This is a genomic window from Rhizobium sp. CB2179, from assembly GCF_057653455.1.
In genome coordinates this window covers 4,187,696-4,199,831 of sequence record NZ_CM172781.1, presented here as the reverse complement: position 1 = coordinate 4,199,831, position 12,136 = coordinate 4,187,696, and the positions used below count along the sequence as shown (strand labels likewise).

Annotated in this window: 11 protein-coding genes; all 11 read left to right on the top strand. The window is 62.1% G+C overall.

From position 1 onward, the window contains the following. Positions 1-163: 163 nt before the first annotated feature. The 11 genes from mdh (at position 164) to lpdA (ending at position 12,100) form a co-directional block, all read left to right on the top strand. Positions 164-1,126, top strand: coding sequence for a malate dehydrogenase (mdh, locus tag AC244Q_RS20690; protein ID WP_003543522.1), 963 nt, complete (start codon positions 164-166; stop codon positions 1,124-1,126). Positions 1,127-1,160: 34 nt separating this feature from the next. After that, positions 1,161-2,354, top strand: coding sequence for an ADP-forming succinate--CoA ligase subunit beta (gene sucC / locus AC244Q_RS20685; protein ID WP_128406577.1), 1,194 nt, complete (start codon positions 1,161-1,163; stop codon positions 2,352-2,354). Positions 2,355-2,362: 8 nt separating this feature from the next. Next, the gene (locus AC244Q_RS20680) at positions 2,363-2,854 is read left to right on the top strand and encodes a DUF1579 family protein (protein ID WP_012759278.1); all 492 of its coding nucleotides are present in this window, start codon (positions 2,363-2,365) and stop codon (positions 2,852-2,854) included. 13 nt (positions 2,855-2,867) lie between these two features. Further along, on the top strand, positions 2,868-3,770 hold the full coding sequence (gene sucD / locus AC244Q_RS20675; RefSeq protein WP_012759277.1) for a succinate--CoA ligase subunit alpha: 903 nt from the start codon (positions 2,868-2,870) through the stop codon (positions 3,768-3,770). Between the two features lie 171 nt (positions 3,771-3,941). Then, positions 3,942-6,926, top strand: a complete 2,985-nt coding sequence (locus tag AC244Q_RS20670) for a 2-oxoglutarate dehydrogenase E1 component (RefSeq protein WP_026157494.1) — start codon at positions 3,942-3,944, stop codon at positions 6,924-6,926. Positions 6,927-6,942: 16 nt separating this feature from the next. Further along, positions 6,943-7,251: a YciI family protein gene (locus AC244Q_RS20665; RefSeq protein WP_113547572.1), complete on the top strand. Its 309-nt coding sequence runs from the start codon at positions 6,943-6,945 to the stop codon at positions 7,249-7,251. A 39-nt stretch (positions 7,252-7,290) separates the two neighbouring features. Beyond that, entirely contained in the window at positions 7,291-8,556 is a 1,266-nt protein-coding gene (gene odhB / locus AC244Q_RS20660; RefSeq protein ID WP_113547571.1) for a 2-oxoglutarate dehydrogenase complex dihydrolipoyllysine-residue succinyltransferase, read from the top strand. A 13-nt stretch (positions 8,557-8,569) separates the two neighbouring features. Continuing rightward, complete coding sequence (locus tag AC244Q_RS20655) at positions 8,570-9,319, top strand: DUF4241 domain-containing protein (protein ID WP_113547570.1); 750 nt, start codon at positions 8,570-8,572, stop codon at positions 9,317-9,319. Continuing rightward, positions 9,316-9,846 carry a hypothetical protein gene (locus tag AC244Q_RS20650; RefSeq protein ID WP_012759272.1) on the top strand — a complete coding sequence of 177 codons (531 nt, stop codon included), beginning with the start codon at positions 9,316-9,318 and terminating at the stop codon, positions 9,844-9,846. The genes AC244Q_RS20655 and AC244Q_RS20650 overlap by 4 nt, the downstream gene beginning before the upstream one ends. Beyond that, on the top strand, positions 9,843-10,595 hold the full coding sequence (locus tag AC244Q_RS20645; RefSeq protein ID WP_113547569.1) for an SDR family oxidoreductase: 753 nt from the start codon (positions 9,843-9,845) through the stop codon (positions 10,593-10,595). The genes AC244Q_RS20650 and AC244Q_RS20645 overlap by 4 nt, the downstream gene beginning before the upstream one ends. Positions 10,596-10,693: 98 nt before the next feature. After that, on the top strand, positions 10,694-12,100 hold the full coding sequence (lpdA, locus tag AC244Q_RS20640; RefSeq protein WP_113547568.1) for a dihydrolipoyl dehydrogenase: 1,407 nt from the start codon (positions 10,694-10,696) through the stop codon (positions 12,098-12,100). Positions 12,101-12,136: the final 36 nt, after the last annotated feature.

The window sequence follows — 12,136 nt, the reverse complement described above, 5'->3', positions numbered from 1 at the left end:
GAATGTATTACGTTTACGTAAGAATTTTTGGATCTAAACGATTGAAAACGCTGCATCAAAAATAATGCATTGCCATTTTTAGGCTTTGGGTCTATGCGATTGCGTCATTGGGCGGTGCCTTGCGCGTCCGTTCGACGAATTTGATCGCAAAGGAAACAGCGAAATGGCGCGTAACAAGATCGCACTCATTGGTTCTGGCATGATTGGTGGCACGCTGGCGCACCTCGCCGGCCTGAAGGAACTGGGCGACATCGTTCTCTTCGACATCGCGGACGGCATTCCCCAGGGCAAAGGTCTCGATATCTCCCAGTCGTCGCCGGTCGAAGGCTTCGACGTCAATCTGACGGGTGCCAGCGACTATTCCGCGATCGAAGGCGCTGACGTCTGCATCGTCACGGCAGGCGTCGCCCGCAAGCCCGGCATGAGCCGCGATGACCTTCTCGGCATCAACCTCAAGGTCATGGAGCAGGTCGGCGCCGGCATCAAGAAATATGCCCCGAACGCCTTCGTGATCTGCATCACCAACCCGCTCGACGCCATGGTCTGGGCGCTGCAGAAGTTTTCCGGTCTTCCGGCCAACAAGGTCGTCGGCATGGCTGGCGTTCTCGACTCCTCGCGCTTCCGTCTTTTCCTCGCCAAGGAATTCAACGTGTCCGTCCAGGATGTCACGGCCTTCGTTCTCGGCGGCCACGGCGACACGATGGTGCCGCTCGCCCGCTACTCGACGGTCGGCGGCATTCCGCTCACCGATCTCGTCACCATGGGCTGGGTCACCAAGGAGCGCCTCGAAGAGATCATCCAGCGCACCCGTGACGGCGGTGCCGAAATCGTCGGCCTGCTGAAGACCGGCTCGGCCTATTACGCGCCGGCCGCCTCGGCAATCGAGATGGCCGAATCCTACCTCAAGGACAAGAAGCGTGTTCTGCCTTGTGCTGCCCACCTCTCCGGCCAGTACGGCGTCAAGGACATGTATGTCGGCGTTCCTACCGTCATCGGCGCCGGCGGCGTCGAGCGCATCATCGAGATTGATCTCAACAAGACCGAGAAGGAAGCCTTCGACAAGTCCGTCGGCGCAGTCGCCGGTCTCTGCGAAGCCTGCATCAACATCGCGCCTGCCCTGAAGTGATTGGCGCTGAAGTAATCGAAATAGGGATAGACCCATGAACATTCATGAATATCAGGCCAAAGCTCTGCTGAAGGGCTATGGCGCCCCGGTTGCCGAGGGTGTGGCTATTCTCAAGGTTGAAGAAGCCGAAGCTGCCGCCAAGTCGCTTCCCGGTCCGCTTTACGTGGTCAAGAGCCAGATCCATGCCGGCGGCCGCGGCAAGGGCAAGTTCAAGGAACTCGGTCCTGACGCCAAGGGTGGCGTTCGCCTCGCCAAGTCGATCGACGAAGTAGTCGCCCACGCCAAGGAAATGCTCGGCAACACGCTGGTGACCGCCCAGACGGGCGACGCCGGGAAGCAGGTCAACCGTCTGTATATCGAAGACGGCGCCGACATTGCTCGCGAACTCTATTGCTCGATCCTTGTCGACCGCTCGGTCGGTCGCGTGGCCTTCGTCGTATCGACCGAAGGCGGCATGGACATCGAGGCCGTCGCCCACGACACGCCCGAGAAGATCCACACGATCGCCATCGATCCGGAAGCCGGCGTGACGGCTGCCGACGTTGTTGCGATCTCTAAGGCACTTCAGCTCGATGGTGCTGCCGCCGAAGACGCCAAGACGCTTTTCCCGACGCTCTACAAGGCCTTCGGCGAAAAGGACATGGCTCTGCTGGAGGTCAATCCGCTGATCGTCATGAAGGATGGCCATCTGCGCGTCCTCGATGCCAAGATGTCTTTCGATGGCAATGCGCTTTTCCGTCACGACGACGTCAAGATGTTGCGCGACGAGACCGAAGAAGACGCCAAGGAAATCGAGGCCTCGAAGTGGGACCTCGCCTATGTCGCGCTCGACGGCAATATCGGCTGCATGGTCAACGGCGCAGGCCTCGCCATGGCGACGATGGACATCATCAAGCTCTACGGCAAGGAGCCGGCCAACTTCTGCGACGTCGGCGGCGGCGCCGGCAAGGAGAAGGTTGCTGCGGCTTTCAAGATCATCACCGCAGACCCCAAGGTCGAAGGCATTCTCGTCAACATCTTCGGCGGCATCATGAAGTGCGATGTCATTGCCGAGGGCGTCATTGCCGCGGTCAAGGAAGTCGGCCTCAAGGTTCCGCTCGTCGTGCGCCTTGAAGGCACCAATGTCGAGCTCGGCAAGAAGATCCTGAACGAGTCTGGTCTGGCGATCACGGCGGCTGACGACTTGGACGATGCGGCCAAGAAGATCGTTGCGGCGATCAACGGCTGAGAACGATCATGGCCTTCCAGTCCACGCCCTCCGCTGCTCATTTCCGCCTCCACGCCTTCGCCGGCGTGTGGGAAGGGGACGAGCGTGTCGCGGCGTCGGCGTGGACGAGTGAAGGCAAGGCCAGTGCGGAGTTTTCCGGCGAGGCGTTGTTCGGCGGGTTCTTCCTCGAGCAGCGCTATCGCCAGACGCGCGATGGTGCTGTTTCGTTCGAGGCGCGAAATGTTTTCGGCTTCGATGCTTCGGACAAGGCCTACAAACTCTACCAGTTCGACACCGCAGGTTTTGCGCCGCCCGTGCCGGCGTCCGGCGAGTGGAACGGCAATGAGCTTGTGCTGATGAAGACTTCGCCGCGCGGCAGCCAGCGCACCATATTCACATTTGAAAATGAAGACTGCTACCGGATGGGCGTCAGCTTTTCGCCTGCAGGCAGCGATACTTGGCAGGAGGTCGTCAGCGGCGTCTATCGTCGTGCGTCCCCCACGTCTTCCAACCTCTCCTAAACAAAGGCCTCGCATGTCCATTCTCGTCAACAAAGACACCAAGGTTCTCGTTCAGGGCCTAACCGGCAAGACCGGAACCTTCCACACCGAACAGGCGCTTGCTTACTACGGCACCCAGATGGTCGGCGGTATCCATCCGAAGAAGGGTGGCGAAACCTGGACCGGCGCGAAGGGCGAAAGCCTGCCGATCTTTGCAACCGTTGCCGAAGGCAAGGAAAAGACTGGCGCCAACGCGTCTGTCATCTATGTTCCGCCGGCCGGAGCCGCCGACGCGATCATCGAGGCGATCGACGCCGAGATCCCGTTCATCACCTGCATCACCGAAGGCATTCCGGTCATGGACATGGTGCGCGTCAAGGCTCGCCTCGACCGCTCCAAGTCGCGCCTGCTCGGCCCAAACTGCCCGGGTATCCTGACGCCGGAAGAATGCAAGATCGGCATCATGCCGGGCTCGATCTTCCGCAAGGGTTCGGTCGGTATCGTTTCCCGCTCGGGCACGCTAACCTATGAAGCCGTGTTCCAGACCTCCAATGAAGGTCTCGGCCAGACGACGGCCGTCGGTATCGGCGGCGACCCGGTCAAGGGCACCGAGTTCATCGACGTCCTGGAAATGTTCCTGGCCGACGAAGCCACCCAGTCGATCATCATGATCGGCGAAATCGGAGGTGCGGCTGAAGAAGACGCAGCCCAGTTCCTCAAGGACGAAGCCAAGAAGGGCCGCAAGAAGCCGATGGCCGGCTTCATTGCCGGCCGTACGGCGCCGAAGGGCCGCACCATGGGCCATGCCGGCGCCGTGGTTTCCGGCGGCAAGGGCGATGCGGAATCGAAGATCGCGGCGATGGAATCGGCAGGCATCAAGGTATCGCCCTCTCCGGCCCGCCTCGGCAAGACGCTGGTTGAAGTCCTCAAGGGCTAAGCCACCTATATAGACCGGGCGGAGGAACGGCATCTGCGCCCTCCGCCCGGCCTCGACAACACGAAACCAGCAGATGCGCCGCGGACAGGCGGCAATCGAATGCGGCAGCCGGCCATCAAGCCGGCAAATTCATCAAAGTCAGGAGGCGGACGGAAGCGTCCGCATATCACCATGGCACGGCAAGAAGCCAACGAGCAGTTTCAGATCACCTCGTTTCTGGATGGCGCCAACGCTGCCTATATCGAGCAGCTCTACGCGCGGTATGAAGAGGACCCAGCATCGGTCGACGATCAGTGGCGGTCTTTCTTCAAGGCGCTGGAGGAGGATCCCAGCGATGTGAAGAGGGCGGCCAAAGGGGCTTCCTGGCGCAAGAAGAACTGGCCGCTTCAGGCCAGCGGCGATCTGGTGTCGGCTCTCGATGGCGACTGGGGCATCGTCGAGAAGGTGATCGAGACCAAGGTCAAGGCCAAGGCCGAAGCTCAGGGCAAGCCTGCCGACAGCACCGAGGTGCTGCAGGCGACGCGCGATTCCGTGCGCGCCATCATGATGATCCGCGCCTACCGCATGCGCGGTCACCTGCATGCCAAGCTCGACCCGCTCGGCATCGCCGCTCCCGTCGACGACTATCATGAACTGTCGGCGGAGAATTACGGTTTCACGGCCGCCGATTACGATCGCAAGATCTTCATCGACAACGTGCTCGGCTTGGAATACGCGACCATCCGCGAGATGATCGAAATCCTCGAGCGCACCTATTGCTCGACGCTCGGCGTCGAATTCATGCATATCTCCAATCCGGAAGAGAAGGCGTGGATTCAGGAGCGCATCGAAGGACCGGACAAGGGTGTGGCCTTCACGCCGGAAGGCAAGAAGGCGATCCTTGCCAAGCTGGTCGAAGCCGAAGGCTACGAGCAGTTCCTCGACGTCAAGTTCAAAGGCACGAAGCGTTTCGGTCTCGACGGCGGCGAATCGCTGATCCCGGCGCTGGAGCAGATCCTCAAGCGCGGCGGTCATCTCGGCCTCAAGGAAGCCGTGTTCGGCATGGCCCATCGCGGCCGTCTGAACGTGCTCTCCCAGGTCATGGGCAAGCCGCACCGGGCGATCTTCCATGAGTTCAAGGGCGGCTCGGCCGCTCCCGATGAGGTCGAGGGCTCGGGTGACGTCAAGTACCATCTCGGCGCCTCCTCCGACCGCGAATTCGACGGCAACAAGATCCACGTTTCGCTGACGGCGAACCCGTCGCATCTCGAAATCGTCGACCCCGTCGTCATGGGCAAGGCCCGCGCCAAGCAGGATATGAACGCCACCGTCTGGGACGGCGACATCATCCCGCTTTCCGAACGCGCCAAGGTTCTGCCGCTGCTGATCCATGGCGACGCGGCCTTTGCCGGCCAGGGTGTCATTGCCGAAATCCTCGGCCTTTCCGGTCTGCGCGGCCATCGCGTCGCCGGCACCATGCATGTGATCATCAACAACCAGATCGGCTTCACCACAAACCCGGCCTTCTCGCGCTCGTCGCCTTATCCGTCTGACGTCGCCAAGATGATCGAGGCGCCGATCCTGCACGTCAACGGCGACGATCCGGAAGCCGTGGTTTATGGGGCGAAGATCGCCACCGAATTCCGCATGAAGTTCCACAAGCCTGTTGTGCTCGACCTGTTCTGCTACCGCCGCTACGGCCACAATGAAGGCGACGAACCGTCCTTCACGCAGCCGAAGATGTACAAGGTGATCCGCGCCCACAAGACCGTGCTGCAGCTCTATGCGGCCCGTCTCGTCGCCGAGGGCCTGCTCACCGACGGTGAAGTCGAGAAGATGAAGGCCGACTGGCGCGCCCATCTCGAGCAGGAGTTCGAGGCCGGCCAGCACTACAAGCCGAACAAGGCCGACTGGCTTGATGGTGAGTGGTCGGGACTGCGCACGGCCGACAATGCCGACGAGCAGCGCCGCGGCAAGACCGCCGTGCCGATGAAGACGCTGAAGGAGATCGGCCGCAAGCTCTCTGAGATCCCGGCGGGCTTCAACGCACACCGGACGATCCAGCGCTTCATGGAAAACCGGGCCAACATGATCGCCACCGGCGAGGGTATCGACTGGGCGATGGCCGAAGCGCTCTCCTTCGGCGCGCTCTGCGTCGAAGGCAGCAAGATCCGCCTCTCCGGCCAGGATTGTGAACGCGGCACCTTCTCGCAGCGTCACTCGGTTCTCTACGATCAGGAAACCGAAGAGCGCTACATCCCGCTCGCCAATCTTTCGCCGACGCAGGGTCGCTACGAAGTCATCAATTCGATGCTTTCGGAAGAGGCCGTGCTCGGTTTCGAATATGGCTATTCGCTCGCCCGCCCGAATGCGCTGACGCTCTGGGAAGCCCAGTTCGGCGATTTCGCCAACGGCGCGCAGGTGGTCTTCGACCAGTTCATCTCGTCGGGCGAACGCAAGTGGCTGCGCATGTCGGGCCTCGTCTGCCTGCTGCCTCACGGTTATGAAGGTCAGGGTCCCGAACACTCCTCGGCCCGCCTCGAACGTTTCCTGCAGCTTTGCGCGGAAGACAACATGCAGGTCGCCAACGTCACGACGCCGGCAAACTATTTCCACATCCTGCGCCGGCAGCTGAAGCGCGACTTCCGCAAGCCGCTGGTCCTGATGACGCCGAAGTCGCTGCTGCGCCACAAGCGGGCGGTCTCGACGCTTGCCGAAATGGCCGGCGAATCCGCCTTCCATCGTCTGCTCTGGGACGATGCCGAGGTGATCAAGGACGGCCCGATCAAGCTGCAGAAGGACAACAAGATCCGCCGCGTCGTCATGTGCTCCGGCAAGGTCTATTACGATCTTCTCGAAGAGCGTGAAAAGCGCGGCATCGACGACATCTATCTCTTGCGCGTCGAGCAGCTCTATCCGTTCCCGGCGAAGGCGCTGATCAACGAGCTGTCGCGCTTCCGCAATGCCGAGATGGTCTGGTGCCAGGAAGAGCCGAAGAACATGGGCGCATGGTCGTTCATCGACCCCTTCCTCGAATGGGTGCTCGCCCATATCGATGCGAAGTACCAGCGCGTCCGCTATACCGGCCGTCCGGCCGCCGCCTCGCCGGCGACGGGCCTGATGTCCAAGCATCTGTCGCAGCTCGCCGCATTCCTCGAGGATGCATTGGGCGGTTAAAACAAGGGGGCGCGCAATGGCTTATTTCTTTCTGAGACTGCAGCCGCCGCGCCCCACTTTCCCGCATGACGGGACCGGGGAGGAAATGGCGGCGATGAAACGCCATGCTGAATACTGGCATCGGATCGCCCTTGCGGGATCGGCTATCGTCGTCGGACCCGTCTTCGAGGGTGAAGGCGCCTGGGGCATGGCGATCGTCGAGGTCGAGGATCAGGCGGCGGCGCAGCTTCTTGCCGACGGCGATCCGATCATCGCTTCCGGTTTCGGTTTCCGCTTCGATATCCTGCCGATGCCCTCGATCATCTCGCGGCCGCCCGCCGTCTGAAACGCATAAACGAAAACACACGAAATCAGGATCTGAACAATGGCCACAGAAATCCGCGTTCCAACTCTCGGTGAATCCGTCAGCGAGGCAACCGTCGGCACCTGGTTCAAGAAGGTCGGCGACGCCATCAAGGCCGACGAGCCGATTCTCGAGCTTGAAACCGACAAGGTGACCATCGAAGTTCCAGCACCCGCCTCCGGCACGCTTTCGGAAATCGTCGTTGCCGCCGGCGAGACCGTCGGTCTCGGCGCGCTGCTCGGCCAGATCGCCGAAGGTGCTGCCGCTGCTGCCGCGCCGGCTGCTGCTGCACCGGCCGCCGCGCCCGCCCAGCCGGCCCCGGCTGCTGCTGCCCAGCCAGCGCCAGTTGCCGCTGCTGCATCGTCGTCATCGAGCGCTTCCGTCTCCACCATGCCGCCGGCACCGGCGGCTTCGAAGATGCTTGCCGAAAACAACCTTTCTGCCGATCAGGTCGACGGTAGCGGCAAGCGCGGCCAGGTGCTGAAGGGCGATGTCATCGCCGCCGTCGCCAAGGGCATTTCCGCTCCGGCGGCCGCGCCCGCAGCAACGCCTGCCGCCGCGCGGGGCCCGTCGACGGTCGAGGATGCTTCGCGCGAAGAGCGCGTGAAGATGACGCGCCTGCGCCAGACGATCGCCAAGCGCCTCAAGGATGCGCAGAACACCGCCGCCATGCTGACCACCTACAACGAGGTGGACATGAAGGCGGTCATGGATCTGCGTAACAAGTACAAGGACATTTTCGAGAAGAAGCACGGCGTCAAGCTCGGCTTCATGGGCTTCTTCACCAAGGCGGTGACGCATGCGCTGAAGGAACTGCCGGCCGTCAACGCCGAAATCGACGGCACCGACGTCATCTACAAGAACTACTGCCATGTCGGCATGGCCGTCGGTACGGACAAAGGCCTCGTCGTTCCCGTCATCCGCGACGCCGACCAGATGTCGATCGCCGAAATCGAGAAGGAACTCGGCCGTCTTGCCAAGGCAGCTCGTGATGGCTCGCTCTCCATGGCCGACATGCAGGGCGGCACCTTCACCATCACCAATGGCGGCGTCTACGGTTCGCTGATGTCTTCGCCGATCCTCAACGCGCCGCAGTCCGGCATTCTCGGCATGCACAAGATCCAGGAGCGGCCGGTTGCGATCGGCGGCCAGGTGGTCATCCGTCCGATGATGTATCTGGCGCTGTCCTACGATCACCGCATCGTCGACGGCAAGGAAGCGGTCACCTTCCTCGTGCGCGTCAAGGAAAGCCTGGAAGATCCGGAACGTCTGGTTCTCGATCTCTGAGGGAGCGCTTTCGATGCGGAACCGGATCATGCGAGCGGCGCGCCTTCTTCTTTGCGCTGCCGCCGCGCATATTCCGGTCGCCGCATCGGCTGCCGGCTGGGATATCGGCAAGGCAAGCAGCAATTTCGACCTGGTGGCGCTCAGCGATGCCGAGCTTTCCGGCCGGTCGATCGGCGTCATCCATATGGGCAATGTCGAGCTGACATCGGGGCGCATCGTTGCGGCCGATCCGCTCGCCCAGCCCGACCGTCCGGCACTCGCAAGAACGGTTGCGCCTGGCGAGTATCCGGTAACGCTCTACCAGGCCTTCGGGCGCGTCGCGGCCGCCAGCATGCGGTTTGCCGAGGGTAAGCCGGATCGTTGGGAGCTTGCGGTCCTGCCCGGGCAGGACCCGGCGACGCTGAAGGACGGCGAGATCTTCGGTTATCCTGTCGATGCCGGCCTCGGCTGTTACATGGACGCCGATACGCTTGATCTGATCGGAGAGCGCGAAAAGCAGGTGCAGGCGCAGAAACCGGATTCCGACGTCAACTATTACGACGACGTGCTGGCGTCGGACCTGGAAGCCAACAAGGACATCTATGGGCTGCACCGGCCGGTCGCCGGTAAGAAGGGCAATGTCGCGGTGTTCTGGAGCGGCTGGGGCGACGGTTTCTATCCAGCCTTCTGGGGGCTCGACAGGGATGGCCGTGCGCTGGTGCTGTTGACGGATTTCAGCGTTGTCGAGAACGCCGACGGGCGGAGGGAGCCGAAGCTGCAATGAGCGGAAGGATCAGGATCACGGCGAGACGGAAAGGCGTGGCTGCAATCGCAGCCGCCGCGTTTTTCGTCGTTCCGGCCTCCACCTTCGGTGCCGCATGCAAGCAGGAGCAGGCTGTCTATGTCGATCGCGATGGTGCCTATGAATTGCGCTTTGCACCGCTGAATTCTCCATCGGCGGCCGCCAGCAACCAGTTCAAGGTCAGCGCGCTGAAGACACCTGTCGTGATGGAAGGTTATGTCATGCCGTCGGAAGATCCGGTGCGCGCCATCGGCATCCTGATGTTCAACTGCCCCGAGGGTGATGCGACCGGCGCCGATCTCAATGCCTGCACGGTCTGGCAGGGCGCCGTCTATGGCATGGATGCCGAGGGCGAGATGGACAATCTGCAACCCGAAGGCGCTGAAGCGGCTGAAAAGCTCGTGCTTCCCGGCCTTGGTCCCGCCATCCGCGAATCCAGCGCCTGGGGCGAGGGCAAGGCCGTGGTGGCACCGTGGGACGTGCTGACATTCAAGGAGTGTGCGACATGAGCGATACACCTGTTGTTCTCATTACCGGCGGAAGCCGGGGTATCGGCGCCGCGGCTGCACGGCTCGCGGCACGCCAGGGCTGGCGTGTCGCGGTGAACTACGCCGCCAACCGTCAAGCCGCGGATGCCGTCGTGGCTGCGATTGTCGAGGATGGCGGCGAGGCCGTGGCGATCCAGGGGGATGTCGGCAAGGCTGCGGATATCGTCTCGATGTTTACGACGGTCGACCGGCATTTCGGCCGGCTCGACGGGCTCGTCAACAATGCCGGCATCGTCGATTATCCCCAGCGCGTCGACGAGATGTCGGCGGAGCGGATCGAGCGCATGCTGCGCGTCAATGTGACAGGCTCGATACTCTGCGCCGCAGAGGCCATACGTCGCATGTCGAGCCGGCATGGCGGGCAGGGCGGGGCGATCGTCAACATCTCGTCGATGGCGGCGATCCTCGGTTCGGCGACGCAGTATGTCGATTATGCCGCCTCGAAGGCGGCGATCGACACGTTCACCGTCGGGCTGGCGCGCGAGGTCGCAGCCGAGGGTATCCGTGTGAATGCGATAAGGCCCGGCGTCATCGAAACCGACCTTCATGCCTCCGGCGGCCTGCCGGATCGGCCGCGGGAACTGGCGCCGTCGATCCCGATGCAGCGCGCGGGCACGCCCACGGAGGTGGCGGATGCGATCCTCTATCTTCTGTCACCTTCGGCTTCCTATATCACCGGCGCGATCCTCAATGTGAGCGGCGGCCGCTAGAACGACAGGGCGAAAAACAGCCTGCAATATATTCTCGAATTCTACGGCCAGATATCGCGCGCGGCCGATTAAACGAAAAATCCAAAGGGAAAGAAGCAATGTCCTACGATGTGATCATTATCGGAACCGGCCCGGGCGGCTATGTCTGCGCCGTCAAGGCGGCCCAGCTTGGCCTCAAGGTCGCCGTCATTGAAAAGCGGGCGACCTATGGCGGCACCTGCCTGAACGTCGGCTGCATTCCGTCGAAGGCGCTGCTGCATGCCTCCGAAATGTTCCATCAGGCCGGCCACGGGATGAGCGCGCTCGGTATCGATGTCGCGGCGCCGACGCTCAATCTCGGCAATATGATGGCCCACAAGGATGCGACGGTGAAGTCGAATGTCGACGGCGTCGCCTTCCTCTTCAAGAAGAACAAGATCGATACCTTCCAGGGCACCGGCAAGATCGTCTCGGCCGGCAAGGTCTCCGTCACCGCCGAAGATGGCAAGGTGCAGGAGATCGAAGGCAAGAACATCGTCATCGCCACCGGCTCCGATGTCGCCGGCATTCCCGGCGTCCAGGTCGAAATCGATGAAAAGACCATCATCTCGTCCACCGGCGGCATCGCGCTGGAGAAGGTGCCGGAAACGCTGATCGTCGTCGGCGGCGGCGTCATCGGGCTCGAGCTCGGTTCCGTCTGGTCGCGCCTCGGCGCCAAAGTCACCGTCGTCGAATATCTCGACACCATCCTTGGCGGCATGGACGGCGAAGTCTCCAAGCAATTCCAGCGCATGCTGGCCAAGCAGGGCATCGATTTCAATCTCAGCGCCAAGGTCACCGGCGTTGAAAAGGCCGACAAGGGCGCCAAGGTCACTTTCGAGCCGGTCAAGGGCGGCGACAAGGTGACGCTCGACGCCGAGGTCGTGCTGATTGCCACCGGACGCAAGCCATACACGGCGGGCCTCGGCCTCGAAGAGGCCGGTGTTACGCTCGACAATCGCGGCCGTGTCGAGATCGACGGTCACTACAAGACCAATGTCGCCGGCATCTATGCGATCGGCGATGTGGTCAAGGGTCCGATGCTGGCGCACAAGGCGGAAGACGAGGGCGTGGCGCTTGCCGAAATCCTCGCCGGACAGCATGGCCATGTGAACTACGAGGTCATTCCGAGCGTCGTCTACACCCAGCCGGAAATCGCTTCGGTCGGCAAGACCGAGGAAGAGCTGAAGGCGGCAGGCGTCGCCTACAAGGTCGGCAAGTTCCCGTTCACGGCGAACGGCCGGGCGCGTGCGATGCTGGCGACCGACGGCTTCGTCAAGATCCTTGCCGACAAGGAAACCGACCGGGTGCTCGGCGGCCATATCGTCGGCTTCGGCGCCGGCGAGATGATCCACGAGATCACCGTGCTGATGGAGTTCGGCGGTTCGTCGGAAGATCTCGGCCGTACCTGCCACGCGCATCCCACAATGTCGGAAGCGGTGAAAGAGGCTGCGCTCGCAACCTTCTTCAAGCCGATCCATATGTAATCTTACATATTCGTAACAAAGCATACAGCCGCTTGC